The sequence below is a fragment of the Oryzihumus sp. JJN4-3R genome (genome assembly GCF_057747915.1).
In genome coordinates, this window is record NZ_CM173229.1 from 468699 (window position 1) to 494955 (window position 26257).

The window sequence follows — 26257 nt, forward strand, 5'->3', positions numbered from 1 at the left end:
CGAGCGGCAGCCGGTCGGCGGGTCCGGCGCGACGTCACTCCCGGGCACCGTCGGCGTGCCGAGCCTTCCGGCGCCCGGGCCTACGCCTACGCCTACGGGCGGCGCGACTGGTGCGCTTGGGTCGGTCGGCCCGGGCGGGTCGGGCAGCCGGGCGGGATCGCCTGCGGCCGGAGGTGCCTCGCCAGTCGGGAGCACCAGCTCGGGCAGTACCGGTTCGGGCAGTACCGGTTCGGGCAGTACCGGCGCCCCGGGGCTGTCCTCCATACCGTCCGCTCCCCCGGCACCCACACCCACACCCACACTCCCCAGCGTGACCATCGCCCCGGCACCCACTCTCCCCAGCCTGACCATCGCCCCGGCACCGACACTCCCCAGCGTGACCGTCGCCCCGGCACCCACACTCCCCAGCGTGACCATCGCCCCGGCACCCACATCCTCACTCCCCAGCCTGACTGTCGCGCCGGCACCGACACTCCCCAGCCTGACTGTCGCGCCGGCACCCACACTCCCCAGCGTGACCATCGCCCCGGCACCCGCACCCACACTCCCCAGCGAGACCGTCCCCCCGGCACCCGCACCCACACTCCCCAGCGTGACCGTCCCCCCGGCACCGACCCACACGCTGCCCACGCTGACCCTGCCGACAGCGCAGGCAACCCCGACAGTCCCGATCGTCCTGCCCTGACGGAGCTCAGGGGACACGAGTCCGTCGCACGTGGACGGGCACCCGGTCCTCGGCGGGTGACGGGACCCGTGCGGCCCCACTCCCAAGCCGATACCCGGTCACCTGACGTCGCGCGGTGCGGAGCCGGCCGCGTGAAGTCTCACCTGGCCAATGTCAGGTGAGGCGCATGGAAGAAGCGCTCCGTTGGCGCATCAGTCGGTGTCTCCACTGGCCACGCGGTTCGCACGGGAGGGCTGGACCCTCATCGGCTCGCCCGGCATCTTCGGGGTGCCTACCTGATATGCGCTGTGCGTCGGTGCTCAGCGAGCGTGCTCAGACTGAGCGCTGTGGCCGAAGTCATCGGGCGAGATTGTTGGTCCCACAACGGGTAAGACTGTGACCGAATGCTGCCACGGGTCGGCCGCCGGGGTGGGCGCGACGAGACCATCGACGGCTTGGTCGATGGGGGCGACGCGCTTCCATCGACCGGCAGATGTCAGGGCGTCAGCCCCCGTGCGTCACTCCGCCCAGAGTGACGCAGGCGCCACGTCAGCCCATTGACGACTGAGCGATAGTCGAAGTCACCTGCCGCGATCGCCGCGCGCGCAGCGTCCGCCCATGCCGCGACGAGGATGAGGCCGTCCACTCTTCCGGCGGCTGGCGAAAGCTCGGGGCGGCACGCCGCCAACCTAGGCCGGTCATTCCTCGATCGCACCGCCGACGGTCCGCAGGTGCTCACGGAAGGTCAGGTTGGCGTTCCGCTTTCTGTTATCGAGGAACGACGCGAACTCGACCTGCTGCCGAAGGATGTTCCCGCTCCGGATTCGCTCCGCTTGCCGCCGCTCGGCGTCGCGGATGCCCTCGGCAACGTCGAGGATCCCGGCAACACGGTCATCGGGGAGGAAGACGGCTCCATCGTCGTCTGCGAGGACAACGTCGCCGGTGCTGACCGTGTGCTCGCCGACGCGGGCAGACGTCAGCGCCTGCGAGTCCCGCGGCGCCAGCTCCAGCGGTCCGGTCGGGATCGCGCCCAAGCTGAACACTGGCAGGCCGATCGCAAGGATGTCCGCGGTGTCCCGGTGTAAGCCCCACACGAGGAGCCCTGCGACACCCGCAGCTTTCGCTTCGGCGACGACAAGATCACCGATGCACGCTTGGTCGGTGCGTCCACCGTCGTCGACGACGAGCACGTCTCCTTCGCGAGCGTGCTCGAACGCTTCGAGGAACACGTCGACGCTGCCGGCGTGTCGAGCGGGCAGCACGCGGCCTGCGACGCGAGCCCCTGCAGCAAGCGGACGCGTCCCGGCCGGTGCGCATCGCACCGGTATGTCGACGCGGATGCAAGCGTCCGCGATATGCGCGGTCGTCAACGACACAAGCCGTGCGGCGTAGTCGGCGTTCATGCGCTGACCGTCACCTCACATCCAGCTTCGTGAGCGAATCTGCGCAGTGAGCCACCGTCATCCGGCAATCCTCGCATCGGCTGCCCTCGGCTTTCCCATTCCCTGTCACCTGTGTAGACACCCACGTCCTCGAGAACTGGGCGGTTCGGGAGCGCCCAGTTCCGCGTGCTCGTGGTGTCAGTCTTTTCGAGACGGACTTTCCACGAAGGGGATGCGCACATGAACACCGAGGCGACGAAGGAGAAGACGGGTTGGGGCCTGTGAGCCGCCGCGTCTCCCGCCTCATCGGGGGTTGGCGTACCGGGCTCTCTCGACCCGTGCTCATCCTTCAGGCGGCCAACGCGGTCAACGCTTTCGGCTACGGGCTCGTGCTTCCGTTTGAGATCATCTATCTGCACCAGGCACGTGGCTTCTCGACGTCGACCGCCGGACTGGTTCTCGCGGCGACCATGGGGATCTCCGCCATCGCGACCCCGCCGACGGGATCGCTCCTCGACCGGTACTCCGCCAAAGCGTTGGTGGTCGCAGGAAGCCTGGCGAGCGCGCTCGGTTACGCCGGGTTTGCCTTCGTAGAACATCCCTGGCAGGGCTTTGCTTGCTCCATTGTCAGCGGAGCCGGGCTCGGCGTCGCAGGGACGGCCAATCGGACACTGGTTGTCAGGTTGATCAGGCCGGAGCAGCGAGCGGCCGCCTTTGCGCTGAACCGCGTCGCCGGCAACTTCGGTATCGGTGCCGGCGCGACCGTCGGCGGCTTCATCGTCGCAGCCACCCCGCAGCTCGGCACATTCCAGCGTCTCTATTTCTTCGACGCTGTCACCTACGCCGGGTTCGCGCTGATCGTGCTGGCTGCCGTGCCGAGCCCGCGAGCCGACATCGCCGCGGCGCCGACACACGGCAACGGGACCGGCTATCGTGCGGTCGCTCGAGATCGGCCTTTCCTCATCGTGATCGCAGCCAACGTCGTGCTCGTCGTCGTCGGTCACACGTTCTTCTCCAACATCCTGCCGCCGTTCGCCAAGGCACACACGCCAGTCGGGCCAGCTGAGATCGGGATCATCATTCTCGTCAACACCGCCTTCGTCGTCATCGCGCAGATCCCGGCGGTGCGCCTGGTGGCACGGATGCGTCGCACACACGCGTTCGCGGCGACGAGCGCCCTGTTTGCTGTCGCCCTGCTTGCCGTCGTGCCGGCGACAGTCACCCACTCGGAGCTCGCTGCGACCAGCGTCCTCGCCGGGGTTGCGATCGTGTTGGCAATCGGCGAGATCGCGCACATTCTCGTTCTCGGGCCGCTGGTCGCGGACATGGCCCCAGAACATCTGCTCGGCCGCTACCTCTCTCTCTACACCCTCACCTTCACCGGCTCCCTGGCGCTCGGCCCGGCGACCGGCGGCGTTCTCCTCCAGACCTCGCCGGACGCCATCTGGTGGGGCGGCGCGCTCGCCGCGCTGCTGGCCGGAGCCGTCCTGCTGAAGCTCGGCGACCGCATCCCCGACCCGCTCCGCCAAGCCCCAGCACCGTCGACTGTTGGGACAGCGCCGGAGGCCGCGTGAAATGCCCGCCCAGTTCGCGCGGCGCGCGGTGTATATATCGGCGGAGGCACGAGCCGGTGCGGAAGGAAGGAGCGCACGATGGTGACAGCCGATCTGCTCTCCCGGGCGCGGGCAGGGGATGGCGAGGCGTTCCGGGAGCTGGCTGAGTCCCACCGGCGGGAACTGCAGGTGCACTGCTACCGGATGCTCGGGTCCCTGGCCGACGCCGAGGACGCCGTCCAGGAGACGATGCTGGCTGCTTGGCGGGGCTTGAGCGGGTTCGCTGAGGAACGCGCGTCGCTGCGCACCTGGCTGTACACGATCGCCACCAACCGGTGCCTCAACGCGCGCCGCGCGGCGAGCCGTCGCCCGGTCAGGGAGTGGGACATGTCCAGGTTTGAATCGCCCCTGCCGACACCGCGTGACGAGCCCGTCTGGCTGCAGCCGTTTCCTGACGCGCTGCTCGAAGGTGCCGCCGACCAGCCGCTCGGCCCGGAAGCCCGCTACGAGCAGACCGAAGCGATCTCGCTGGCCTTCGTGACCGCCCTGCAGCTGCTGCCGCGGCGCCAGGTGGCCGTCCTCATCTTGCGTGACGTCCTTGGATTCCACGCCAGCGACGTAGCCGGCATGCTGGAAGTGACCGTCGAATCGGTCAACAGCGCCCTCAAACGAGCTCGCGCGAGCCTGAAGCGCCGGGAGCGGTCGGTCGCCGGCCACGAGTCTCCGCCCGCTGCTGGCTCGCCCGCTGAGGACGCGATCGTTGCCACGTTTGCGAGGGCGTGGGAATCCGCCGATGTCGACGCGCTGGTGGCCTTGCTGACCGATGACGTCTTCATCGCCATGCCTCCGGAGCCGTTCGGATACGAGGGCCGTGAACTCGTAGCCCGCTACTGCGCTCGCCAGTTGGGGGCGGGCCGCAGATTCGACCTCGTGCCGGCCCGAGCCAACGGGCAGCCCGCATTCGGGGCATACCTGCGCGGCCCGGACGGCGTCCGGCACGCGACCGGCTTCTATGTGCTCACCCTTGCCGGCGGCCGGATCTGCGGCATCACCCGCTTCGAGGCCAGCGTGCTGCCGTGGTTCGGGCTACCGCGATCGCTCCCGAGCCGATAGCCAGAACCCAGCACCGGGCCACGGGTGTTGGCTGGGCTCAGCCCACTTCCACGTGCATCTCCACTGCCGCGCCTAGCGGCAGCGCGGCCACGGCGATCGCGGTGCGCGCCGGGTAGGGCTCGGCGAAGTGGCTGTACGCCTGGTCAATGGGCCCTTTCACTTACGAGATGTCTGCGTCGAGGGCGACCCCGGTGATGTCGAGAATCGGTTCGAGTTCGTTCGCTGGCTCGTGCGGGTGGTCGGTGGTGCATTAACACCGCGAGACCGGGGAACTGGGCGCCGGAGAGCCGCCCACTTCGCGTCGTCGGCGGTGTACATACCGCGTGGAAGGGTCACGTGATCTGACTTCATCACCAGCAACGGAGTCCGTGATGAAGCAGATCCACATAATCCGTCGGGCGCCGGTCCGTTTAGCTACGCCTGGGCGCACGCCAACGCCCCCGCATCTCCTCCTCCGCTACATGTCGGTCCTCAGCCTGACGGTGACCGGCGGCTTCGCGATCGGCCCCGCCATCGGCGGCGCAGTGCTCGCGTACTCACCGGACGCGGTCTGGTGGGGCGGCGCCCTCGTCACGGGCGCGATAGGCGCGGGCTTTCTCCTCGCCAGCGGTCGCATCCCGGACAAGCCGCAAACCGCGACCGGCAGGTCATCAGGCGAATGAGCGTTGTGCCCACACCGGTGACGACGTCTCAGTCGGCATCTTCATTGGCCACGCGCTTCGCACGGGAGGGCTGGACCCTCATCGGCTCGCCCGGCATCTTCGGGTAGTCCGGAGGGAACGGCATCTCGCCCAGCCCTCGCTCCTGGATGTCCTTGTCCCACAACGCGATCGCGGTAGTCACGTCGCCCACCGCGTCGCCGATACCCGCCCAGGCGTCGCCATCCGAGGCGACGATCTCCGGCACCGTGCGGACGGTGAAGTCGCCCGGCTTGACCGTGCCCAGCGCCTCCCATGTCACCGGCATGGACACCGGCGCGCCGGCCAGCGGCCGCGGGCTCCAGGCCGAAGCGATGGTGCGGTCGCGGCAGGCCTGGTTGAAGTCGACGAAGACCTTCTCGCCGCGTTCCTCCTTCCACCATGCGGTGGTGACCAGGTCCGGCATCCGTCGCTCCAGCTCGCGGGCGATGCCGATGACGCCGTGGCGCACGTCGAGGAACTCGTGGGTAGGGCGGACGCGGGCGAACACGTGCACGCCCCGGTTGCCCGAGGTCTTCACCCAGGGCGTCAGCCCGAGCTCCTGCATCAGCTCGCGCAGCCCCATCGCCGCCTCGACCGCGTCGGCGAAGTCGCGCCCGGGCTGGGGGTCGAGGTCGATCCGCAGCTCGTCCGGGTTGTCGTTGTCGCCGGTGCGCACCGGCCAGGGGTGGAAGGTGACCGTGTTCATCTGCACCGCCCACACCGCGGTGGCGGCCTCGTCCACGACCAGCTGCGGGTGGCGCCTCCCCGACGGGTAGGTGCACATCGTCGTCCGGGCCCAGTCGGGCACGCCCCGGGGTGGGTTCTTGGAGTAGAACGCCTCATCCTCGATCCCTCCGGGGTAGCGCTGCAGCGTCACCGGCCGGTCGCCGAGCGCCCCCAGGAGCCCCTCCCGGACAGCCACGACGTAGCGGGCCAGCTCGACCTTGGTGACCCCGCAGTCCGGCCACATCACGCGGTCCGGGCTGGACACCCGCACGTCCCGGACCGAGCCGTCGGGGGCGGGGACCTCCAGAACCGTCGCGTCAGCCATGGCCCAACCCTAGGTCCGCGTCCCGAACTTTGCGTGAAATATGCCATCCCGCAACGGAATACGGACATTTCGGGCCCTAGTCTCGCCCATGGCCCCCGACCGCACCCCTCCCCTTCTGGAGCTCCCCCATGCCCATCACCACCGCCACACCCGGCTCCCCGTGGCGTGTCCTGGCCACGTCTGCCTGCCTCGCGCTGGCCGGGCTGATGCTCATCGACCTGCCGGCGGACTCCTCCGCCCGCGCCGACGACGTCAAGGCGATCTTCGCCGACGTCGCCACGCATCAGCCCGCCCACCGGGCCATGCCGCAGCACCCCTGAGTGCGGGGAGCCCGAGGCGGGCACCCGGCACACGGACCCGGTATGCCGGGTGCTCACCCGGGCGGGAACGTTCCGTCCGCGGCTGGGGTTGACCTGACCGTGAGCTGGTTCCGACGACTCGCCAGGAGGACCCCCATGACCGACGGCCGCACCTACCCGATGACCAGGACCGAGGAGCAGTGGCGGGCCGAGCTCAGCCCAGCGGAGTACGAGGTGCTGCGCCAGGCCGGCACCGAACGGCCGTGGACCGGGGAGTACACCGACACCAAGACCCAGGGCGTGTACTCCTGCCGCGCCTGCGGCACCGAGCTGTTCCGCAGTGACACCAAGTTCGACAGCCACTGCGGGTGGCCCTCGTTCTACTCGCCGCTGGCCGAGGACCGGGTCGAGTACATCGAGGACCGAAGCCTGGGCATGAAGCGGGTCGAGGTGCGCTGCGCGAACTGCGGCTCGCACCTGGGCCACGTCTTCGAGGGCGAGGGCTATGACGTGCCGACCGACCAGCGCTACTGCATCAACTCGATCAGCCTGCGACTGGAGCCCAGCGAGGGCTGAGGCGCTCCGGGGAGGTCGCGGGGTTCACGCCGGTCGCGCCGTTCACGACTCCGGGGCGACCGGACCCTCTCGGGGCAGGCGCAGGTCGGCCACTCTGCGTCGCCGGCGGAGCAGACCGCTGCCCTTGTCCGCATCCACGGCCCGGCCGATCGCGGTCATGCTGACCACCGCCCATCCCGGCGGGACCCGAAGGTCGTGGGTCAGACCCTCCAGGTCGAACGCCCGGAACTGACGACAGGACAGTCCCATCGCGGTCGCCTGGACGGTCATGTGGGCGACGGCCTGGCCGAGGTCGTAGTCGGCGAACTCGGAGAACTGCCAGTCCGTGCCCTCCACGGTGCGGTGCGCGAGGTTGACCACGAGCGCACTGGCGGCAGGAGCCCAGCGCGCCGAGCTCGGAGCGAGTCTCGCCACGAGGCCCTCGTGCCCGGGCTCGCCGCGACGCCGGACGTGGAACATCCATGGCTGGGAGTTGCCGGCCGACGGAGCCCATCGCGCGGCCTGCAACAGCACGTCCTCCTCAGCCTCGGTCAGCTGGTGCGTGGGGTCGAAGACCAGCGCACTGAACCGCGTTGCGAGCAGCGGGTGCAGCTGCGGGGGCCGCCCACGGTGATCGTCCTCGCCGGCGCCGCTCATCGTGGCCCGGTCACACCGGTCGACGACCTTGCCGGCCGTGAGCCGCACTGCCGGCAGCGCAACGGGGACACCCCGGTCAGAGGGCGTTGATGAGGGCCGGGGCTCGCTCGGCGCGGGCCAGGGCACGCAGCACCGCCGTCTGGCCGTGACGACGAATGGCCAGGCGGGCCAGCAGGTCCAGCACCGGCCCGAAGACCGCCTCGGGCAGGTCATCGACCTCGACGCCGACGCTCACGGAAAGGTCGTCGCGGTGCACCGCGATCTCCATCATCCGGGTCGTGAGGTAGTCGTCGAGGGTCAGCGACCAGCCCACCCACGGCAGCATCACGACGCGGTCGGCTGCCTCCGCGGACAGCAATGTCGACAGCTTCGCGGTCACGTCCGCGACCTGCCCTGCGAGGATCTGGGCGCCGTCGCCTGCGAGGGCCTCTCCGGTGTCCCGGATCCCGACGTTGACGTCGGACTCGAGGTCGGCGCCGATCCAGGCGACGCTCGAGTAGTGCCCGAGCAGCGTCTTCGGCGCATCCTCGCCGGACGCTCCGGCCAGGACTTCGGGAACCTTGAGCACCTGGGTCGCCAGGTGGGCAGCGAGGCCCCCGACGGTGAACCCCTCGCAGGCGCTCGGCTCGGACCAGCGCGCCGCGACGGCAGGGTGCGCCAGCAGGGAGTGAGCGGCCCGGGCTGCACCGACGAACGCATCACGATGTGTCATGGCGCCAGATCCTAGGCGGCACAGGGGACATCGACCGGCCGGCGCATGCCTCTCACCCGGTCGTCTCCGGCCGGGTGCGGGGCGGGGTCGTCATAGGTGCCAGGTGACGCCGGCGTCGGTGACCGTGGCGGTCAGCCCTCGCTGGTGCACGATCGTGTGGTGCCGCCCGCAGAGCAGGGCGGCGTTGAGCCGGTCGGTGGGGCCGCCGTCGGCCCAGTGGGTGACGTGGTGCCCGTCGCACCACCACGGCGGCGCCGTGCAGCCGGGGATGGTGCAGCCGCCGTCGCGCAGCCACAGGTACTTCAGCTGCGCGGGGGTGAAGAGCCGCCTGGTGCGGCCCATGTCCAGGATCTCCCCGTCGGTGCCGAGCACCACCGGGATGACGCCGGCGTCGCAGGCGATCCGGCGGACCGTCTCCGGGGCCAGCAGCGCCCCGTTCCCGAGCACAGTCCCGGCCCCGCACGCGTCCCTGAGGTCGTCGAAGCTCATCGTCAGGTACAGCAACGACTTGGGCTGGGCCGGCAGATCCTGGCCCGCGGCCGCCGAACGCCGGCACACCTCCACCAGCGCATCACCCCGCCGCTGGTCCGAGCTCCTGAGGTCGCTGACCCCGTCCGCCGGCTGCGGGGCGGACAGCGGCCCGATCGCCGCCTCCAGCACACTCGCCCCCTCGGGGTCCAGGCGCAGCAGCTACTCCACCATCCCGTCATCGGCCCGCCCCGGCGACAGGGACACCCCGTGCTTCAAGCGGTCCTGCCGCACCTGGAACTCACCGTCCCGGCCGTAGGTCGCGATGATCCGCTCCCGCAGCCCCCGCACCCCCGACGGGCCTTCGGTCGCCGCCAAGTGGAGGAACCCCTCCCACACCGTCGGCACCGCCTCACGCGTCAACCGGGGCGCGAGCTTGTGCATCTCGGCCAGCGCCACCGCCGCCCCACGCACCCCGACCCGCCCGGACAGCACGCACGAGCGCAGCCGCCGCACGCTGCCGTGGTCGAGCACCTGCCCAGCAGCCACCGGGCGACCAGTGGCGGCCTGCGCCACGGTCACCAGGTCCTTCGCACCACCGCACCGGTACGACGGCGCCCACTCCAGCACCCACGCCGTGGCCGACGCGCACGACGAGGTCACCTCGCCCCGCTCCAGCGCCTCACCCAGCACCGCGACCTTGGCGGCCTCAACGCGGCGAGCCAGAGCGTCCAGCCGGGCCATTGCAGGCCCCAGGTTGGAGCCCTGGCACTGGTGCAGCACTTCCTCCAAGTCGACCAGCGACCCCTCCGCCACATCCACCACAGCCAACCGGTCCATGAAGGAGCCGGTTGGCGCACCGACCGGCGCCGCCGCGCGCACGCCACCGGAACCGCTGGCCGCGGGCCCCTGGCGACGATCCCCCTGATGCATGATTCGAACATAAATTCGAGCACTGACAGGCCCCCCGAAGCCCGGCCGCCCAAACACGAGCGGACAGTTCGCCGCGGGCAGCGACCGGCCAATCCGGCGTACCCCGCAGACAGCGGCGCCCACCGTCCCGAGGGAACGGTGGGCGCAGCGAGCGGCGCGGCCTTAGGGCAGCCACGCGGGGCTCAGGGCGGCCCCGCGGGGCTCAGGGCAGACGGATCACACGTCAGGGCAGTCGCTCGAGCAGGTCCGCGACCTCGACGCGCGGGCCGGTGTAGAACGGCACCTCCTCGCGCACGTGCAGCCGCGCCTTGGCGGCCCGCAGCTCACGCATGAGGTCCACGATCCGGTGCAGCTCGTCGGCCTCGAACGCCAGCACCCACTCGTAGTCGTTCAGCGCGAACGAGGCGATGGTGTTGGCCCGCACGTCGGGGTACTCCCGGGCCATCATCCCGTGCTCGACGAGCATGTCGCGGCGCTCCTTGTCGTCGATGAGGTACCAGTCGTAGGAGCGCACGAACGGGTAGACGCAGACGTAGCGCTTCGGGTCCTCGCCAGCCATGAACGCCGGGATGTGGCCCTTGTTGAACTCCGCCGGGCGGTGCAGCGCCGCCACCGACCACACGGAGTCGAGGTGCCGGCCGAGCTCGGTGCGCCGGAGCCGGTGGTAGGCCGACTGCACAGCCTCGATGGTCTCGGCGTGCCACCACACCATGAAGTCGGCGTCGGCCCGCAGGCCGGCCACGTCGTAGACGCCGCGGACCGCCACCCCCTGGGCCTCGACGTCCGCGAACAGCGCCTCGACCTCGGCGGCGAGCTTGGCCCGGTCCTCCGGCAGCGGGCTGGTCACCTTGAAGACCGACCACATCGCGTACCGGATGCTGTCGTTGATCTCGCGGATCTGGCTGGCGCTGGGCTTCGGGCTCATGGCCTCATTCTCCCCCGGCCGGCGCACGCTCGCGCAGGTGGGTGACCACGGCCGCCGCCGCGCGGCGACCGGACGCGATACAGGCAGGGATGCCCACCCCCTCGTATGCCGCTCCCGCGACTTCCAGCCCGGGCAGCCCGGCGACGCCGGCCCGGATGCGGGCGACCCGGTCCAGGTGCCCCACGGCGTACTGCGGCAGCGCCCCACCCCACCGCTGCACGTGGGCGTCCACCGGCGTCGGGAGCGGTCCGCCGAGCACCTGCCCGACCTCGCGCGCGGCCACCGCGACGAGCTCGCGGTCGGAGCGCTGGAGGTCTGCCTCATCGCCCTGCCGCCCGATCGAGGCCCGCAGGACGACCAGGTCCCCCGCCGCCTCGGCGGTCCACCCCCACTTGGCGCTGCTGAACGTCGAGGCCTTGATCGTCAGCCCCTCCACCGGTGGCACGAGGAAGCCCGAGCCGGGCAGGGCGGGCATCCCGGCGCGGGGCAGGACCAGGCTGACGATCGCCATCGAGGCGTAGTCGATGCCGGCCAGCTCCGCGGCCGCGCCGGCGCTGTGCGGGGACAGCAGCCGGGCCGCCGCCGCAGCCGGCACGGCCAGGACCACGGCGTCGACCTCGGTCGCCACCGGCGCGGGCACCGGGCCCGAGACCAGCCGCCAGCCTCCGAGGGTGCGCTCCAGGGAGCGCACGATCGTGTCGCTGACGACCCTGACGCCGCCGGCCACGAGGGCCCGGTGCAGCGCGTCGGCCAGGGTGGACATGCCGCCGGTCAGCCCGGCGAACACCGGGGAAGGGTTGCCGACCGCGGCGGACGCGGCACGCTCGGCGGCCACCGTCAGGGACTCCCCCCGCGCGGCCGCCGCCCAGAGCGCGGGCACGGTCGCCTGCAACGAGAGCCGGCGCGCGTGGCCGGCGTAGACCCCGCCGAGCAGCGGCTCGACGATCCGGTCGACGACGGCCGCACCGGCCCGGCGCTCGACGTGCTCGCCGACCGAAACGTCCTCGGTCAGCGGCTCGGCGGGCAGGTCGCGCTCCTGCTCGTCGCGGGCGATCTCCTCGGCGTCGAGCAGCCCCAGCGCGGCGGCGGGGTTGGCCGGCACCCCCATCAGCGTGCCGCTGGGCATCGGGTGCAGCAGCCCGCGCGACCAGACCGACGCCCGGGTCGTCAACGGATGCTCCAGCCGCTCGTCGAGGCCGAGCTCGGACACGAGCTCGAGGCCCTCGGGGCGGCGGGCGAGCATCGACTCCGCCCCGACGTCGATCCGCACCCCCGCGACGACCTCCGCGCGCAGCTTGCCCCCCGGCCGGTCCGAGGCATCCAGCAGCAGGACCTCGGCGTCGGGCACGGCGCACATGACCGCGTACGCCGCGCTCAGCCCGCTGATGCCTCCACCGACCACAGCCACCCGGGTGCTCGCCATGGCGGCAGCCTCTCAAAGGCCGTGACCGGATCGAAACCGCAGGGTGGGAACCACGCTTCCTCGCCGCGGCCTCCAACCCCCGAGCAGGGCGGACCGCCCGCCCGATGACCGGGAGGAACCACCATGAGCCGACAACCCGTCATGGCCAGCCCTGACCGCCCCTCCAGTCACCACCCCACGAGCCCCCGAGCGCACGGCCGGCCCACGGCCAGTCCCCGCAGGGCGGTTCGCCTTCTCGGCGCCCTCGCGGCAGGGCTCCTCCTCGCCGGTCTGGCCGCGGGGTGCTCCAGCTCCGGCACGACCTCCTCCTCCGCCAGTGACTCCGGCGCCCGGGCCGCCGGCGGCTCCGCTGCCCAGCCGGAGACGGGCAAGGTCGCCCCATCCGGTGCCTCCGGTGGTAGCGACGCGGTCAACCAGGTCGTCGCCGCCGAGCGCAAGATCACCCGCAACGCCAGCCTGTCGGTCCAGGTCAAGGACGTCGCGAGCGCGGCCGCCACGGTCCGGGGCATCGCCGCCGGCGCCGACGGCTTCGTGCTCAACGAGCAGCTGGGCAACGCAGGTGGGTCCCAGCCGGCGCCCGACACCCCTTCCAGCACCCCCTCCGGCGCCGCCTTCGGCGGCTTCGGCACGATCAGCCTGTCGGTGCCGAGCGACCGGCTCGACGCCGTCATGGACCAGCTCTCCCGGGTGGGCCGGGTGCTCTCGCGCACGACCAGCAGCCAGGACGTCACCGACCAGTACGTCGACACGGCGAGCCGGGTCAAGACGATGACCGCCAGTCTGGACCGGGTGCGGGCGCTGCTGGCCCGGGCCACGACCATCGGCCAGGTCGTCTCACTGGAGTCCGAGCTCACCCGCCGCGAGGCCGACCTGGAGTCCCTGCAGGCCCAGCTCGCTGCCCTCAAGGGCAGCGTCGAGCGGTCCACGGTGACGGTCACCCTCAGCACCCCGGCCGTCGTCGCGGCCCAGGTGTCGGACACCGGCTTCCTCGCCGGGCTCAGGCACGGCTGGAACGCCTTCCAGGCCTCGGTGACCGCCGTGCTCACCGTCCTGGGCGCCGTCCTGCCGTTCGCCGTCCTCCTGGCCCTCGTGGGTTGGCCGACGTGGCGGTGGCTGCGCCGTCGTCAGGCGGGGCTCGCCACACCCGGGGCTACTGCGTCGCCTGCGCCAAGCGCTCCCGCAGCTCCGTGACGACCGCCTCGTCGCCGTCGACCGTCGGACCTGGGCCGCGGCCCCACAGCCACAGGAGCACCTCCGACGGTTCGCCGGCGACGGTGGCCGACGCCTGACCCGAGGACGCGCGCGCGACGTCGACCCGATCCGGGCGCAGGGTTACCTCCCAGTCATGACCACCGCTGGACACCACGACCCGGGCCCCGCTGGCGCTCTCGACGGGGTAGTTGCCCCAGTCGCCCTCGAGGAAGAGCGTCAGCACCTCGTCGATGCCGTCGACGGCAAGGTCAGCGGCCACCGGCGTCGGCTGACCCGCGGCACGCTCGACGTCGTGGCGGTGCACCGACGTCTCGTGCGCCATGCGCCGCACCCAGAACCCGACGGTCTGGTCCTCCGGCCACCAGGTCCGCGCCGGGCCCTCCGGGTCCCGGGCGTCGAAGGCCTCGACCAGCTGGCGCCACGCGTCGTCGTACAGCGCCAGCGGCTCGGCGGCCTCGATGCCCTCCGGCGGCCAGGGGTCGGGCCAGTCGCCCTGGCGCATCGTCTCGACCTTGTGCAGGTAGACCTGCGCGGTGTGCCGCACCGCGTCGGCACCGGTCCAGCCGGGGCAGTCCGGCACCGGCCGGTCCAGGGCGACAGGAGCCATGGCCCGCAGGCGCGCGGCGTCCAGGGCGAGCAGCTCGCGATAGCGGTCGGCACCCGGCGCGTAGGGGTAGAGGTCGCTCATGGTCGCGACCCTAGGACCGCCCGCCGACAGCGGCCACCACCGCAGCCGGTCGCGCCGCCCGGGCCTGTCGTGCGACCCCCGCTCGCGGGGTCACCCGCGCGTCCGCCCCGCCGCCCTCAGGGCGCGGCGACCCCACCGGTATGCCGGGTGCCCGCCTCAGCGGGCCGAGACCTCGTGGACCAGCCCGACGACCCGCGTGAGCACGTCCGGGTCGGTCGAGGGCAGCACGCCGTGGCCGAGGTTGAAGATGTGGCCCGGCGCCGCCCGGCCCTCTTCGACGATCGAGCGCACCTTGGCCTCCAGCGCCTCCCACGGGGCGAACAGGAGCGCCGGGTCGAGGTTGCCCTGCACGGCATACCGGTCGCCGAGGCGGGCCACCGCGTCGGTGAGCGAGGTGCGGAAGTCGACCCCGACGACGTCGGCCCCGGCGGCGCCCATCGAGGCCAGCAGCTCGCCGGTGCCGACGCCGAAGTGGATCCGGGGCACGTCCAGGTCCGCCACGGCCGCGAGCGCCGCGGCCGAGTGCGGCTGGACGAAGCGCTCGTAGTCGGCCCGCGGCAGCGCGCCCACCCAGGAGTCGAACAGCTGGATGGCCGACGCACCGGCCTGCGCCTGCACCCGCAGGAACGCCCCGGAGATCTGCGCCAGCCGGGCACACAGGTCGTGCCACAGCTGCGGGTCGCCGTACATCAGGGCCTTGGTGTGCTCGTGGTTCTTCGACGGGCCGCCCTCGACGAGGTAGGACGCCAGCGTGAACGGCGCCCCGGCGAAGCCGATCAGCGGCGTCGGGCCCAGCTCGGCGACGAGCAGCCGCACCGACTCGGTGATGTCGGGGACGTGCTCGGGGGTGAGCTCGGGCAGCCGATCCAGGTCGGCGCGGGTGCGGATCGGCTTGTCGACGACCGGGCCGACGCCGGCCACGATGTCCAGGTCGACGCCCACGGCGGCCAGCGGCACGACGATGTCGCTGAAGAAGATGGCCGCGTCGACCTTGTGCCGGCGCACGGGCTGCAGGGTGATCTCGGTGACCAGCTCCGGCCGGCGGCACGACTCCAGCATCGGCACGCCCTCGCGGACCTTGCGGTACTCCGGCAGCGACCGGCCGGCCTGGCGCATGAACCACACCGGCGTGTGCGGCACGTCCTGCCGGCGGGCGGCGCGGACCAGGGGGCTGTCGTGCAGGGGCGTGGGGGCGTCAGTCACGCACGAATCCTCGCACGCAGGCTCGCCCCCTCCGAAACCACGAGCGCCCGCCGCGACCATCCGCACCGACGGCACCGCGCGCGCCTCGGCAGCGCGGGCGTGCCCGGCGGGCTGTGCGAGCATCACCGCCATGTCGGAGGAGCGACGCATCAGGACCCGCACGCCCGAGTGGCGGGCGATCCACGCGCGGATCCAGGTCGCGATGGAGCTGACCTCCCGCCTCAACGTCCTGCCGTTCGGCGACGTCGACGGGCGCAAGGCCCTGCTCGGCGAGCTCCTGGGTGAGCCGCTGCCCGACACCGTGACCGTCCACCCGCCGTTCTACAGCACCCACGGGCTCGGGACCGTGCTCGGCGACCGGGTCTTCGTGGGACAGGCGTGCTCGTTCCTCGACCTCGGTGGCATCACCGTCGGCGACCGGACGATGATCGGCCCGAAGGTCACCCTCGTCACGGAAGGACACCCGGTCGAGCTGGCCGAGCGGTACGACTTCATCACCGTGGCACCGATCGTCATCGAGGCGGACGTCTGGGTCGGCGCGGCGGCCACCGTCCTCCCGGGGGTCCGGATCGGCCATGGCTCGGTCGTGGGAGCCGGTGCTGTCGTCACCAGGGACGTGCCCCCGCTGACCGTCGTCACCGGTTCGGGGCACCTGGAGCGGCGACTCCTCGAGCCCCCGCCCCGCGCAGAGGCCTGAGCCCGGCGCGCCGCCGCGGCCCCGGGACACCCCGGTCACCACCGGTGAACCTGGGAGCGCGCGTCAGACCGGGACGGTCATCCCGACGACACCGAGGACGGTCAGGGCGACCCCGAGCTGCTGCACCCGTCGCAGCCGCTCTCCGAGCAGGAAGCGGGCCCACACCACCGTCACGACCGGGTAGAGCGAGCCCAGCACGCTGGCGATGCTGACCAGCCCGCGGGAGGAGGCGAAGGCGAACAGACCGTTGGCCGAGACGTCGCCCAGGCCGATGGCTGCGAGCGCCGGCACGTCCCTGCCACGGGTCCCCCCGACGGTGCGCCGGGCCAGTGCCGCGGCGCCGAACAGCACCACGCTGACCAGCCGCATCCCCCACAGGGTGTCCAGCATCGAGACCCGGGCGCCGCGGTCCAGGCAGTAGAGCGCGAGCCCGAAGCCGACCGCGGCCACGCACGCCAGCGCCACCGGGCGCGGCGGGACGGCACCGGAGAGCTCGGGCCCGGAGGCCAGGGCCGCCCCGAGGACGGCCACCGCCATCCCGACCCACGCCAGCGCCGGCGGCTGCTCCCCACCGAGCAGGCCGAGCACGACGGGCACCACGGCGCCGAGCGAGGAGATCGGGGCGACGACGCCCATCGTCCCGCCGGCGAGCGCGGCGTAGAAGGAGACCAGCCCGAGGGTGCCGGACAGCCCCGCGGCGAGCGCCCACCCGGGCCAGCCCCGGGCGGAGAAGTCACCCAGGCGGGTCAGGAGGATCAGGCTCAACGCCACGAACGCGCACGCCTGGGACACCGCCACCACGGTCGGGGCCGGCAGCGAGCGCGCCCTCAGGCCCGCGAAGAAGTCGGACGTGCCCCACACCGCACTCGAGGCCAGGGCCACCAACGCCAGCATCGCCGCACCGTACCCCGGCGTGCCGGGGGTCCCAATGGTCGCCACCCGGCATACCCTCGTGCTGTGGGTGGTCGAGGTCTTCCGGGTGACAGCCCGGCCGAGTTCGCGTCAGCGCTGCGCGAGCTGCGGGAGGCGCGGCTGCGCCCTGAGGTGCACCTCACGGAGGTGCCCGCTCCCCAGCGCATCGCCCCGTATGCCGTGGCCCTCACCGCCGAGGTGCTCTCGCCGCACAGCGGCGAGGAGCTGGCGTCCGGCCGGTTCGTCCTGCTGCACGACCCGGCGGCGCCGGAGCCGTGGGGTGGGGTCTGGCGCGCGGTGACGTTCGCCCGGGCCGAGCTCGAGGCCGAGCTGGCCAACGATCCGATGCTCGGGGCCGTCGGCTGGTCCTGGCTCGTCGACGCCCTCGCCGGTCGTGGCGCCCACGTCACGGCCGAGGCGGGCACGGTCACCCGGGTCGTCTCGGAGAGCTTCGCCGGCCTGGCCGACCGCCCGGCGAGCGTGGAGATGGAGGTGCGGGCGTCCTGGACCCCCCTCGAGGAACGGCTCGGCACGCACCTGCAGGCGTGGGCCGACCTGCTGTGCACGGTGGCCGGGCTGCCACCGCTGCCCGAGGGTGTCGTGTCGCTGCCTGCGCAGCGCCGGTGAGGCCATCACCTAGGTTGGGCGCGTGAACACCGGACCCACCCAGCCCGATGAGGACGTCGTCGCCCTCGAGGAAGCCGCCCCGCTGACCCCGCTCGAGGAGCCCGCCGACGGCATCCCCGACGTGGTCGTCGAGGAGCGGCAGCTGATGGAGGCTGCACGCGCCCTCGCCGCCGGGACCGGCCCCCTGGCGATCGACGCCGAGCGCGCCAGCGGCTACCGCTACGGCCAGCGGGCCTACCTGGTCCAGCTGCGGCGCGAGGGGTCGGGCACCTGGCTGATCGACCCCATCGCGTGCCCCGACCTGTCCCCCGTCGCCGAGGCCGTCGCGGACGCGGAGTGGGTGCTGCACGCCGCCACCCAGGACCTGCCCTGCCTGGCCGAGGTCGGCCTGCGACCCACGAGGCTCTTCGACACCGAGCTCGGCGCCCGCCTGGTCGGGCTGCCGCGCGTCGGCCTGGCCGCCGTCGTCGAGCACTACCTCGGGCTGAGCCTGGCCAAGGAGCACTCCGCGGTCGACTGGTCCACCCGACCGCTGCCGGAGCCGTGGCTGCGCTACGCCGCCCTCGACGTGGAGGTGCTGGTGCAGGTCCGCGACCACGTCGCCGCCGACCTCGAGGCCCAGGGCAAGACCGAGTGGGCACGCCAGGAGTTCGACGCCCTGACCCGGTTCACCGGGCCGCCGCCGCGGGTGGACCCCTGGCGGCGCACCTCCGGGATGCACCGCGTCCGCAACCGGCGAACCGCGGCCATCGTGCGAGAGCTCTGGCAGGAGCGCGACGCCCTGGCCGTGGAGCGCGACGTCTCCCCCGGCCGGGTGCTGCCCGACGCCGCCCTCATCGAGCTGGCGGTCACCGCGCCGCGGACCGCCGACGAGCTGCCGAACGGGCACCCGGGCCGGATGGCCCGCCGCAACTCGCGCACCTGGCTGACGGCCATCGCACGGGCCAAGCGGATCGAGGAGCACGACCTTCCGGTGCTGACCCTCAAGGCCGACGGCCCGCCGCCCGCGCGCTCGTGGGGCGACCGTGACCCCGTCGCCGCGGCCCGGCTCGCCGACGCCCGCGCCGCACTGGCGACCTTCGCGCACGAGCGCACCATCCCGGTGGAGAACGTCCTCTCCCCCGACCACCTGCGGCGGGTGCTGTGGTCCCCGCCCGAGCCGGCCACGACGGAGTCGCTGGCCGCGGCGTTCACCGCGCTCGGGGCCCGGCCGTGGCAGGTCGACATCGCCGTGCCGGTCGTCGAGGCCGTGATCGCCGCCCACCCGGGCGAGGACGCCCCCGGCCGGCCCGACTGAGGCCACGGGAGCCCCTCGGCGCGTGACGGCTCTCACGCGCCGGGGGCGGTGTGGGCCGTTGTTACCCGCGAGTAGCATCCTCGGTGACCGGGGAGCTTCCCCGGAGGACCTGACCCCGCTCCCAGGGAGGCACCCGTGCCCCGCACTCTGCGTGAGGTCGTCTTCGTCGATGGCGTCCGTACGCCGTTCGGCAAGGCCGGCGAGAAGGGCATCTACGCCCAGACGCGCGCCGACGACCTCGTCATCCACTGCATCCGCGAGCTCCTGCGCCGCAACCCCGACCTCCCGCCGGAGCGCGTGGAGGAGGTGGCCATCGCCGCCACCACGCAGATCGGTGACCAGGGCCTGACCATCGGGCGCGTCGCCGCCCTGCTGTCCGGCCTGCCCAAGACCACCCCCGGCTACTCCGTCGACCGCATGTGCGCCGGCGCCATGACGGCGGTGACCAACACGGCCTCGAGCATCGCGTTCGGCTCCTACGAGGTCGCCATCGCCGGCGGTGTCGAGCACATGGGCCGCCACCCGATGGGCGAGGGCGTCGACCCCAACCCGCGCATCGTCGCCGAGAAGATCGTCGACCCCTCGGCGCTGGTCATGGGCTCCACCGCGGAGAACCTGCACGACCGGTTCCCCACGCTGACCAAGGAGCGCTCGGACGCGTTCGCCGTGGGCAGCCAGAACAAGCTGGAGAAGGCCTACGCCAACAACCAGATCCAGCCCGACCTGGTCCCCGTCGCCACGCGCCACGAGGAGCTGGGCTGGGGCCTGGCCACCCAGGACGAGCCGCTGCGCCCCGGCACGACGATCGACAACCTCACCGGCCTGAAGACGCCGTTCCGCCCGCACGGGCGGGTCACCGCCGGCAACAGCGCCGGCCTCAACGACGGCGCGACCGCGTGCATCCTGGCCTCCGAGCAGGCGGCCCAGGAGCTCGGCCTGCCGGTGCGGATGCGTCTGGTCGGCTACTCCTTCGTCGGCGTCGACCCCGAGGTCATGGGCATCGGCCCGGTCCCGGCCACCGAGAAGGCCCTCAAGCAGGCCGGCCTGACCATCGAGGACATCGGCCTGTTCGAGCTCAACGAGGCGTTCGCCGTGCAGGTGCTCGCCTTCCTCGAGCACTTCGGCATCGCCGACGACGACCCGCGCGTCAACCAGTACGGCGGCGCCATCGCCACCGGCCACCCGCTCGCCAGCTCCGGCGTGCGCCTGATGACCCAGCTGGCCCGCCAGTTCGAGCAGCACCCCGAGGTCCGCTACGGCCTGACCGCCATGTGCATCGGCATCGGCATGGGCGGCTCCGTCATCTGGGAGAACCCGCACCACGCCGACTACGGCAAGGAGGACGCAGCCTGATGACTGCCACCGAGACCGACTTCTCCGCGATCTTCCCCGACGAGGTCATCACCCACACGCGGGTCCGGGACGTCGAACTGCCCGGCGGCGCCGGCACGTTCGCCCTGATCACCCTCGACAACGGCTTCGACCACACCAAGCCCAGCACCCTCGGCCCGGCCACCCTGGTCGGCCTGTCGAAGGCCCTGGACACGCTGAAGGTGCGCGCCGAGGCCGGCGAGATCGTCGGCGTGGGCGTCACCGGCAAGCCGTTCATCTTCGCCGTCGGCGCCGACCTCAAGGGCGTCAGCCACCTCACCGACCGCGAGCAGGCGCTGCTCATCGGCCGCCTCGGCCACGAGACCCTCGCCAAGCTCGAGGACCTGCCGGTGCCCTCGTTCGCGTTCACCAACGGCGCGGCGCTCGGCGGCGGCGTGGAGATCGGCCTGGCCTGCACCTACCGGACGATCTCCTCCGGCGTGCCGATCTTCGCCCTGCCCGAGTGCTTCCTGGGCCTCGTGCCCGGCTGGGGCGGCTGCTTCAAGCTGCCCAACCTCATCGGCGTGCAGAAGGCCCTCAAGGTCATCGTCGAGAACTCCCTGAACATGAACCGCATGCTCAAGGGCCCGCAGGCCTTCGAGCTCGGGGTCGCCGACGCGATGTTCGAGCCGGTCACCTTCCTCGAGGACTCCCTCGCATGGGCCGCCGACGTCATCACCGGCAAGCTCACGGTGCAGCGGGCCGAGATCGACCGCGACGAGCAGGCGTGGGCCGCGGCCGTCGCCGGCGCCAAGGGCTTTGCCGACCTCAAGACCGGCGGCGCCGCCCCGGCGCCGTACCGCGCCCTCGAGCTGGTCTCGCAGGCCCGCACCGCCACCCGTGACCAGGCCTTCGCCGCCGAGGACGAGGCACTGGCCGACCTGATCATGGGGGAGGAGCTGCGCGCCGGGCTGTACTCCTTCGACCTGACCCAGCGCCGCGCCAAGCGTCCGGCCGGAGCCCCCGACAAGTCCCTGGCCCGCAAGGTCACCAAGGTCGGCATCGTCGGCGCCGGCCTGATGGCCAGCCAGCTGGCGCTGCTGTTCATCCAGCGCCTCGAGGTGCCGGTCGTCATGACCGACCTGGACCAGGAGCGGGTCGACAAGGGCGTGGGCTACGTGCACGCCGAGGTCGACAAGCTGCTCGCCAAGGGCCGCATCGGCCAGGACAAGGCCAACCGGCTCAAGGCGCTCATCACCGGCGCGACGAGCAAGGAGGGCTTCGCCGACGCCGAGTTCGTCATCGAGGCCGTCTTCGAGGAGATCTCGGTCAAGAAGCAGGTGTTCGCCGAGGTGGAGGCCGTCGTCTCCCCCGAGGCCGTCCTCGCGACCAACACCTCCTCGCTGTCGATCACCGAGATGGCCGCGGACCTCAAGCACCCCGAGCGCGTCGTCGGCTTCCACTTCTTCAACCCGGTGGCGGTCATGCCGCTGCTGGAGATCGTCAAGGGCGAGGCCACCGACGAGGCGACCCTGGCCACGGCGTTCGCGACCGGCAAGGCGCTGAAGAAGACGACGATCCTGGTCAAGGACTCCCCGTCCTTCATCGTCAACCGTCTCCTGGGCCGCTTCATGGGCGAGGTCGCCAAGGTCGTCGACGAGGGCACCCCGATCGAGGTCGCCGACCGCGCCTTCGCCGGCCTGGCCCCGATGCCGCCGTTCATCCTGCTGGGCCTGGTCGGCCCGGCGATCGCGTTGCACAACAACGAGACGCTGGCCCGGGCGTTCCCCGACCGCTTCTACGTCTCAGAGAACCTGCGCCGCGTCGTCGCGGCGAAGAAGCCGGCGATCTACATCTGGCCCGAGGGCAAGCCGGTCGTCGACCCCGAGGTCGAGGCGCTCTTCGAGAAGCCGGCCGACCCGGTCGTGCTCACCACCGAGGAGGTCCGCGAGCGCGTCCTGGGCGTCCTCGCCGACGAGGCCCGCCGGATGCTCGACGAGGGCGTGGCCTCCGCGCCGCAGGACATCGACCTGGCCATGATCACCGGCGCCGGGTTCTCGTTCTGGAACGGCGGGCTGACCCCGCTGCTGGACCGCAGCGGCGTCGCCGAGTCGGTCACCGGGCAGCGGTTCCTGCCCGCGGGAGTGGCCAGCGTCCCGGCCTGACCCCCGCACCACCCGCGTGGCCGGCATACCGAGCAGGTATGCCGGCCACGCGGCTGTCCGGACGGCCTCCGCACCCCGGGGGGCCGGCATCAGCCGAACGGCTGGACCTGCCGCGAGTGCCCACCGGACCTGGCCCCCGCGTGGCAGCGTGCCCGCATGCCCGCCCATCGCGCCCGCCGCGCCGCGCCGCTCGCCCTCGCGCTGCTGACGGCCGCCTGCGGCCACGTGGCGCTGACCGGGCCGGGGGCGCCCACCGCGCCGGGCGGCCCCGTGACGTCGAGCGGCACCCCCACACCGGGCACCCGCACGATCACCGTGACGGGCACGTCGACGGGCACGGCGACGGTGACACCGGCCCCCGCAACCGACCGCCCGGCTCACGGCGCGGCGGCCGACCCGTGGGCACCGGTCAGCGCCCCGGCGCAGGCGTGGTCGGCGTGGCACCCCGTGCTCACCGGCATCCGCCGGGCGAGCACAGGCGTCGTGGCCACGATGAGCCGGCGGACCCGGACCGTGCTGGGCCGTGACTGGACGATGGAGCTCGGGACGGGGGTCACCCTGGCCCACCACCGCGGACAGACACGGCTGCGGGTGGGTCAACGGGGTGCGTGGGACCTGGAGGTGCATCTGCCGCCCGTTCCCGTGGCCCAGCAGGGTTTGGGCGTGGTCGACCGCCGACCCGCCACCATCTGCTCCCGCAGGGCCGGCTCCTGCCTGCGGCTCCCCCTCGCCAACGGGCCCGACTCACCCGGCCTCGAGATCACGACCCAGCTGGCCTGGATGGAGGCGGTCACCCGCATGGCGCTGCAGGAATCCGGGCCGGAGGCGATGCCGCCCGCGAGGGCCGGCGCCCCGCTGGGGGTGGCACAAACCGACTCCCCGGTCGGCCGGCTCGACTGCCTCGTGGTGGCCCGCGACGAGCGGCACCTGATGTCCCTCGAGGGCAGGACGGCTCGGCTCTGGGGGGCCGACCTGGACGCCGCGGCGCTGTGCATCGACGTCCGGGGCATGGTCGTCGTCGCCCCGCCGGGCTTGGCACCGCTCACGTCCTTCTACACCGCCCTCCGCTCCGGGGCGGACCCCACCGCGGGCACCCTGCCCCTCCCCGCGCGAGGCTGAGGGCGGCCCCCACCACACGGCCGGCACAGCGCCGCCGAGGCGGGGCGCCACCTGCCCCCGGCGTTGACGTGGGCGCACTCGGGTGGTTTGCTCGCCGGAGTCACGAGAGCACTGGCCACTCGTCCGTATCTCACATGTGATCTACACTCGGTTCATGACCGAGGACTACCTGGCCCGGATCGGCACTCTCATTCGAGACGCCCGTCGCCACAAGAGCATGACGCAGAACGAGCTTGCTCTCGCGCTCGGCACCAGCCAGAGCGCCGTGGCCCGGATCGAACAGGGCAAGCAGAATCTCAGTCTTGAGATGCTTGCCCGCATCGGCGAGTGTCTGGACTCCGAGTTCGTGTCCCTGGGGCACTCCGGGGCACAGCACCTGCGCATCGTCGGCGGCACCAAGCTGTCCGGCGCCATCGACGTCAAGACCAGCAAGAACGCCGCCGTCGCGCTGCTGTGCGCGTCGCTGCTCAACCGCGGCCGCACGACCCTGCGCAACCTCGCCCGCATCGAGGAGGTCAACCGCATCCTCGAGGTGCTCACCAGCATCGGCGTCAAGGCGCGATGGCTGCCCGAGAGCAACGACCTCGAGCTCGTGCCGCCGGCCCAGCTCGACCTGGCCGGCATCGACGTGGACGCCGCCCGCCGCACCCGCACCGTGATCATGTTCCTCGGGCCGCTGCTGCACGAGCACCCCGAGTTCCAGCTGCCGTATGCCGGCGGCTGCGACCTCGGCACGCGCACGGTCGAGCCGCACATGAGCGCGCTGCGCCCGTTCGGCCTGAACGTCACCGCCCACAGCGGCTACTACGACGCCAGGGTCGACACCGACGTCGCGCCGACCAAGCCCATCGTGCTCACCGAGCGCGGCGACACGGTCACCGAGAACGCCCTGCTGGCGGCCGCGCGCCACGAGGGCGTGACGGTCATCCGCAACGCGTCCCCCAACTACATGGTCCAGGACCTGTGCTTCTTCCTCGAGAAGCTCGGCGTGCGGATCGAGGGCATCGGCAGCACCACGCTGACCGTCCACGGCCGCCGCGAGATCGACGTCGACGTCGAGTACTCCCCCTCGGAGGACCCGATCGAGGCGATGAGCCTGCTGGCCGCCGCCGTGGTGACCGAGTCCGAGATCACCATCAAGCGGGTGCCGATCGAGTTCCTCGAGATCGAGCTCGCCCAGCTCGAGCTGATGGGGATGAAGTACGACATCAGCGAGGAGTACCGCTCGGCCAACGGGCACACCCGCCTGGTCGACCTCACCACGATCCCCGGCCCGCTGGTCGCGCCGACGGACAAGATCCACCCGATGCCGTTCCCGGGCCTGAACATCGACAACCTGCCGTTCTTCGCGATCATCGCGGCGTGCGCGCAGGGCACGACGATGATCCACGACTGGGTCTACGAGAACCGCGCCATCTACCTCACCGAGCTGACCAAGGTCGGCGCGAAGGTGCAGCTGCTCGACCCGCACCGCGTGATGATCGAGGGCCCGACCCGCTGGCGCGCCACCGAGGTCATCTGCCCGCCGGCTCTGCGCCCGGCCGTGGTCATCCTGCTGGCCATGCTGGCCGCCCCGGGCACCTCGGTGCTGCGCAACGTCTACGTCATCAACCGCGGCTACGAGGAGCTCGCCGAGCGCCTCAACGCCCTCGGCGCGACGATCGAGACCTTCCGCGACATCTGAGGCGGCCCTGGCCGCCGAGCCGTGATGTGCCGGCCACACAGCCCCCGGGAGAACTGTGTGGCCGGCACACACCACATGCCCGGGGTGCGTGGTCCTAGCCTCGGGCCTCATGTCGCACGACCTCCCGTCCTCCACCCCCGCTGACCGCCCGCTGACCGGGCGCAAGGCCCTCGTGACCGGCGCCGCCAGCGGCATCGGCGCGGCCTGCGTCGAGCGTCTCGCCGCCGCCGGGGCCTCCGTCGTCGCCGTCGACCTCGACGAAGCCGGCCTGAAGCGCTTCGCCGGGCTGTCCGCGGTCGAGCCGGTGGCCTGCGACCTGTCCGACCTCGACGGCCTCACCGCGGCCCTGCCGGCCGACGTGGACATCCTCGTCAACAACGCCGGGGTGCAGCACGTCGCGCCGATCGAGGACTTCCCCACCGATCGCTTCGACCTCATCCTGCGGCTGATGCTGCAGTCCCCCTTCCGCCTCATCCGGCACGTGCTCCCCCACATGTATGCCGGCGGCTGGGGTCGCGTCGTCAACGTCTCCAGCGCGCACGGCCTGCGCGCCAGCGCATACAAGTCGGCCTACGTCAGCGCCAAGCACGGCCTCGAGGGCCTGTCCAAGGTCGTCGCCCTCGAGGGCGCCGAGCACGGCGTCACCAGCAACTGCGTCAACCCTGCCTACGTCCGGACCCCCTTGGTGGAGAAGCAGATCGCCGACCAGGCGGCCGCCCACGGGATCCCGGAGTCGGAGGTCGTGAACGAGGTCATGCTCGCCCCCGTCGCGGTGAAGCGGCTGATCGAGCCCGAGGAGGTCGCCGACCTCGTGGCCTTCCTCTGCGGTCCCTCGTCCGCCTCGATCACCGGCGCCGCCTACACGATGGACGGCGGCTGGACCGCGCACTGACAGACCCCGTGTGGCCGGCATCCCCCGCGGACCCG

At 72.3% G+C, this 26257-nt stretch carries 26 protein-coding genes; 14 read left to right on the top strand and 12 right to left on the bottom strand.

Annotated features, from left to right (window positions below):
* Window positions 1-1362: 1362 nt before the first annotated feature.
* On the bottom strand, window positions 1363-2067 hold the full coding sequence (locus AC3ANM_RS02055; protein ID WP_488286475.1) for an RraA family protein: 705 nt from the start codon (window positions 2065-2067) through the stop codon (window positions 1363-1365).
* A 317-nt stretch (window positions 2068-2384) separates the two neighbouring features.
* Between AC3ANM_RS02055 and AC3ANM_RS02060 the strand changes: the two genes are divergently transcribed.
* Window positions 2385-3620, top strand: coding sequence for an MFS transporter (locus tag AC3ANM_RS02060; protein WP_488286476.1), 1236 nt, complete (start codon window positions 2385-2387; stop codon window positions 3618-3620).
* A gap of 78 nt (window positions 3621-3698) precedes the next feature.
* Window positions 3699-4712 carry an RNA polymerase subunit sigma-70 gene (locus AC3ANM_RS02065; RefSeq protein ID WP_488286477.1) on the top strand — a complete coding sequence of 338 codons (1014 nt, stop codon included), beginning with the start codon at window positions 3699-3701 and terminating at the stop codon, window positions 4710-4712.
* A gap of 37 nt (window positions 4713-4749) precedes the next feature.
* Here the strand turns inward: AC3ANM_RS02065 and AC3ANM_RS02070 are convergent, their stop codons facing one another.
* Window positions 4750-4872 carry a hypothetical protein gene (locus AC3ANM_RS02070; protein WP_488286478.1) on the bottom strand — a complete coding sequence of 41 codons (123 nt, stop codon included), beginning with the start codon at window positions 4870-4872 and terminating at the stop codon, window positions 4750-4752.
* 301 nt (window positions 4873-5173) lie between these two features.
* Between AC3ANM_RS02070 and AC3ANM_RS02075 the strand changes: the two genes are divergently transcribed.
* Window positions 5174-5374 carry a hypothetical protein gene (locus AC3ANM_RS02075; RefSeq protein ID WP_488286479.1) on the top strand — a complete coding sequence of 67 codons (201 nt, stop codon included), beginning with the start codon at window positions 5174-5176 and terminating at the stop codon, window positions 5372-5374.
* Between the two features lie 28 nt (window positions 5375-5402).
* Here AC3ANM_RS02075 and ligD read toward each other — a convergent pair whose 3' ends face one another.
* Window positions 5403-6443, bottom strand: coding sequence for a non-homologous end-joining DNA ligase (ligD, locus tag AC3ANM_RS02080; protein WP_488286480.1), 1041 nt, complete (start codon window positions 6441-6443; stop codon window positions 5403-5405).
* A 128-nt stretch (window positions 6444-6571) separates the two neighbouring features.
* Here ligD and AC3ANM_RS02085 point away from each other — a divergent pair, with 128 nt between their 5' ends.
* Together AC3ANM_RS02085 and msrB are read left to right on the top strand one after the other, a co-directional pair.
* On the top strand, window positions 6572-6763 hold the full coding sequence (locus AC3ANM_RS02085) for a hypothetical protein (protein WP_488286481.1): 192 nt from the start codon (window positions 6572-6574) through the stop codon (window positions 6761-6763).
* Between the two features lie 135 nt (window positions 6764-6898).
* Window positions 6899-7318 carry a peptide-methionine (R)-S-oxide reductase MsrB gene (gene msrB, locus AC3ANM_RS02090; protein ID WP_488286482.1) on the top strand — a complete coding sequence of 140 codons (420 nt, stop codon included), beginning with the start codon at window positions 6899-6901 and terminating at the stop codon, window positions 7316-7318.
* 42 nt (window positions 7319-7360) lie between these two features.
* Here msrB and AC3ANM_RS02095 read toward each other — a convergent pair whose 3' ends face one another.
* The 6 genes from AC3ANM_RS02095 to hemG all read right to left on the bottom strand — a co-directional run bounded on the left by AC3ANM_RS02095 (window position 7361) and on the right by hemG (window position 12415).
* Window positions 7361-8002: a nitroreductase family protein gene (locus tag AC3ANM_RS02095; protein ID WP_488286483.1), complete on the bottom strand. Its 642-nt coding sequence runs from the start codon at window positions 8000-8002 to the stop codon at window positions 7361-7363.
* Window positions 8003-8030: 28 nt separating this feature from the next.
* Window positions 8031-8666, bottom strand: coding sequence for a maleylpyruvate isomerase N-terminal domain-containing protein (locus AC3ANM_RS02100; protein ID WP_488286484.1), 636 nt, complete (start codon window positions 8664-8666; stop codon window positions 8031-8033).
* Between the two features lie 90 nt (window positions 8667-8756).
* On the bottom strand, window positions 8757-9356 hold the full coding sequence (locus AC3ANM_RS02105; RefSeq protein ID WP_488287898.1) for an HNH endonuclease signature motif containing protein: 600 nt from the start codon (window positions 9354-9356) through the stop codon (window positions 8757-8759).
* Window positions 9357-10190, bottom strand: coding sequence for a hypothetical protein (locus tag AC3ANM_RS02110; protein WP_488286485.1), 834 nt, complete (start codon window positions 10188-10190; stop codon window positions 9357-9359).
* Between the two features lie 100 nt (window positions 10191-10290).
* Window positions 10291-10992, bottom strand: coding sequence for a hydrogen peroxide-dependent heme synthase (gene hemQ, locus AC3ANM_RS02115; RefSeq protein ID WP_488286486.1), 702 nt, complete (start codon window positions 10990-10992; stop codon window positions 10291-10293).
* A 4-nt stretch (window positions 10993-10996) separates the two neighbouring features.
* Complete coding sequence (gene hemG / locus AC3ANM_RS02120; RefSeq protein ID WP_488286487.1) at window positions 10997-12415, bottom strand: protoporphyrinogen oxidase; 1419 nt, start codon at window positions 12413-12415, stop codon at window positions 10997-10999.
* 123 nt (window positions 12416-12538) lie between these two features.
* Here hemG and AC3ANM_RS02125 point away from each other — a divergent pair, with 123 nt between their 5' ends.
* Window positions 12539-13606: a DUF4349 domain-containing protein gene (locus tag AC3ANM_RS02125; protein WP_488286488.1), complete on the top strand. Its 1068-nt coding sequence runs from the start codon at window positions 12539-12541 to the stop codon at window positions 13604-13606.
* Here AC3ANM_RS02125 and AC3ANM_RS02130 read toward each other — a convergent pair.
* Window positions 13566-14315 carry a maleylpyruvate isomerase family mycothiol-dependent enzyme gene (locus tag AC3ANM_RS02130; RefSeq protein ID WP_488286489.1) on the bottom strand — a complete coding sequence of 250 codons (750 nt, stop codon included), beginning with the start codon at window positions 14313-14315 and terminating at the stop codon, window positions 13566-13568. The genes AC3ANM_RS02125 and AC3ANM_RS02130 overlap by 41 nt on opposite strands.
* Window positions 14316-14471: 156 nt before the next feature.
* Window positions 14472-15578, bottom strand: a complete 1107-nt coding sequence (gene hemE, locus AC3ANM_RS02135) for a uroporphyrinogen decarboxylase (protein ID WP_488287899.1) — start codon at window positions 15576-15578, stop codon at window positions 14472-14474.
* A gap of 70 nt (window positions 15579-15648) precedes the next feature.
* On the opposite strand from hemE, the gene AC3ANM_RS02140 reads away from it, so the two are divergent.
* Complete coding sequence (locus AC3ANM_RS02140) at window positions 15649-16215, top strand: DapH/DapD/GlmU-related protein (protein WP_488286490.1); 567 nt, start codon at window positions 15649-15651, stop codon at window positions 16213-16215.
* A 63-nt stretch (window positions 16216-16278) separates the two neighbouring features.
* Here AC3ANM_RS02140 and AC3ANM_RS02145 read toward each other — a convergent pair whose 3' ends face one another.
* Window positions 16279-17109 carry a DMT family transporter gene (locus AC3ANM_RS02145; RefSeq protein ID WP_488286491.1) on the bottom strand — a complete coding sequence of 277 codons (831 nt, stop codon included), beginning with the start codon at window positions 17107-17109 and terminating at the stop codon, window positions 16279-16281.
* A 63-nt stretch (window positions 17110-17172) separates the two neighbouring features.
* On the opposite strand from AC3ANM_RS02145, the gene AC3ANM_RS02150 reads away from it, so the two are divergent.
* From AC3ANM_RS02150 to AC3ANM_RS02180, 7 genes are all read left to right on the top strand, one after another.
* Window positions 17173-17754 carry a DUF3000 domain-containing protein gene (locus AC3ANM_RS02150; RefSeq protein ID WP_488286492.1) on the top strand — a complete coding sequence of 194 codons (582 nt, stop codon included), beginning with the start codon at window positions 17173-17175 and terminating at the stop codon, window positions 17752-17754.
* Window positions 17755-17776: 22 nt separating this feature from the next.
* Window positions 17777-19051, top strand: coding sequence for an HRDC domain-containing protein (locus AC3ANM_RS02155; RefSeq protein WP_488286493.1), 1275 nt, complete (start codon window positions 17777-17779; stop codon window positions 19049-19051).
* 135 nt (window positions 19052-19186) lie between these two features.
* On the top strand, window positions 19187-20404 hold the full coding sequence (locus AC3ANM_RS02160) for a thiolase family protein (RefSeq protein ID WP_488286494.1): 1218 nt from the start codon (window positions 19187-19189) through the stop codon (window positions 20402-20404).
* Window positions 20404-22527 carry a 3-hydroxyacyl-CoA dehydrogenase NAD-binding domain-containing protein gene (locus tag AC3ANM_RS02165; RefSeq protein WP_488286495.1) on the top strand — a complete coding sequence of 708 codons (2124 nt, stop codon included), beginning with the start codon at window positions 20404-20406 and terminating at the stop codon, window positions 22525-22527. The genes AC3ANM_RS02160 and AC3ANM_RS02165 overlap by 1 nt, the downstream gene beginning before the upstream one ends.
* A 156-nt stretch (window positions 22528-22683) precedes the next feature.
* On the top strand, window positions 22684-23646 hold the full coding sequence (locus AC3ANM_RS02170) for a hypothetical protein (RefSeq protein ID WP_488286496.1): 963 nt from the start codon (window positions 22684-22686) through the stop codon (window positions 23644-23646).
* A gap of 154 nt (window positions 23647-23800) precedes the next feature.
* Window positions 23801-25330 carry a helix-turn-helix domain-containing protein gene (locus tag AC3ANM_RS02175; protein ID WP_488286497.1) on the top strand — a complete coding sequence of 510 codons (1530 nt, stop codon included), beginning with the start codon at window positions 23801-23803 and terminating at the stop codon, window positions 25328-25330.
* A 109-nt stretch (window positions 25331-25439) separates the two neighbouring features.
* The gene (locus AC3ANM_RS02180) at window positions 25440-26222 is read left to right on the top strand and encodes a 3-hydroxybutyrate dehydrogenase (RefSeq protein ID WP_488286498.1); all 783 of its coding nucleotides are present in this window, start codon (window positions 25440-25442) and stop codon (window positions 26220-26222) included.
* The last annotated feature ends 35 nt before the right edge of the window (window positions 26223-26257 follow it).

What these genes read in the sequence shown, in the direction of transcription:
- hemG (WP_488286487.1), bottom strand. Translation starts at nt 12,415, where the DNA reads ATGGCGAGCACCCGGGTGGCTGTGGTCGGTGGAGGCATCAGCGGGCTG.
- AC3ANM_RS02055 (WP_488286475.1), bottom strand. Translation starts at nt 2,067, where the DNA reads ATGAACGCCGACTACGCCGCACGGCTTGTGTCGTTGACGACCGCGCAT.
- AC3ANM_RS02085 (WP_488286481.1), top strand. Translation starts at nt 6,572, where the DNA reads ATGCCCATCACCACCGCCACACCCGGCTCCCCGTGGCGTGTCCTGGCC.
- AC3ANM_RS02075 (WP_488286479.1), top strand. Translation starts at nt 5,174, where the DNA reads ATGTCGGTCCTCAGCCTGACGGTGACCGGCGGCTTCGCGATCGGCCCC.
- AC3ANM_RS02065 (WP_488286477.1), top strand. Translation starts at nt 3,699, where the DNA reads ATGGTGACAGCCGATCTGCTCTCCCGGGCGCGGGCAGGGGATGGCGAG.
- AC3ANM_RS02170 (WP_488286496.1), top strand. Translation starts at nt 22,684, where the DNA reads ATGCCCGCCCATCGCGCCCGCCGCGCCGCGCCGCTCGCCCTCGCGCTG.
- AC3ANM_RS02130 (WP_488286489.1), bottom strand. Translation starts at nt 14,315, where the DNA reads ATGAGCGACCTCTACCCCTACGCGCCGGGTGCCGACCGCTATCGCGAG.
- ligD (WP_488286480.1), bottom strand. Translation starts at nt 6,443, where the DNA reads ATGGCTGACGCGACGGTTCTGGAGGTCCCCGCCCCCGACGGCTCGGTC.
- hemE (WP_488287899.1), bottom strand. Translation starts at nt 15,578, where the DNA reads ATGGTCGCGGCGGGCGCTCGTGGTTTCGGAGGGGGCGAGCCTGCGTGC.
- AC3ANM_RS02180 (WP_488286498.1), top strand. Translation starts at nt 25,440, where the DNA reads ATGTCGCACGACCTCCCGTCCTCCACCCCCGCTGACCGCCCGCTGACC.
- msrB (WP_488286482.1), top strand. Translation starts at nt 6,899, where the DNA reads ATGACCGACGGCCGCACCTACCCGATGACCAGGACCGAGGAGCAGTGG.
- AC3ANM_RS02145 (WP_488286491.1), bottom strand. Translation starts at nt 17,109, where the DNA reads ATGCTGGCGTTGGTGGCCCTGGCCTCGAGTGCGGTGTGGGGCACGTCC.
- AC3ANM_RS02125 (WP_488286488.1), top strand. Translation starts at nt 12,539, where the DNA reads ATGAGCCGACAACCCGTCATGGCCAGCCCTGACCGCCCCTCCAGTCAC.
- AC3ANM_RS02165 (WP_488286495.1), top strand. Translation starts at nt 20,404, where the DNA reads ATGACTGCCACCGAGACCGACTTCTCCGCGATCTTCCCCGACGAGGTC.
- hemQ (WP_488286486.1), bottom strand. Translation starts at nt 10,992, where the DNA reads ATGAGCCCGAAGCCCAGCGCCAGCCAGATCCGCGAGATCAACGACAGC.
- AC3ANM_RS02100 (WP_488286484.1), bottom strand. Translation starts at nt 8,666, where the DNA reads ATGACACATCGTGATGCGTTCGTCGGTGCAGCCCGGGCCGCTCACTCC.
- AC3ANM_RS02140 (WP_488286490.1), top strand. Translation starts at nt 15,649, where the DNA reads ATGTCGGAGGAGCGACGCATCAGGACCCGCACGCCCGAGTGGCGGGCG.
- AC3ANM_RS02175 (WP_488286497.1), top strand. Translation starts at nt 23,801, where the DNA reads ATGACCGAGGACTACCTGGCCCGGATCGGCACTCTCATTCGAGACGCC.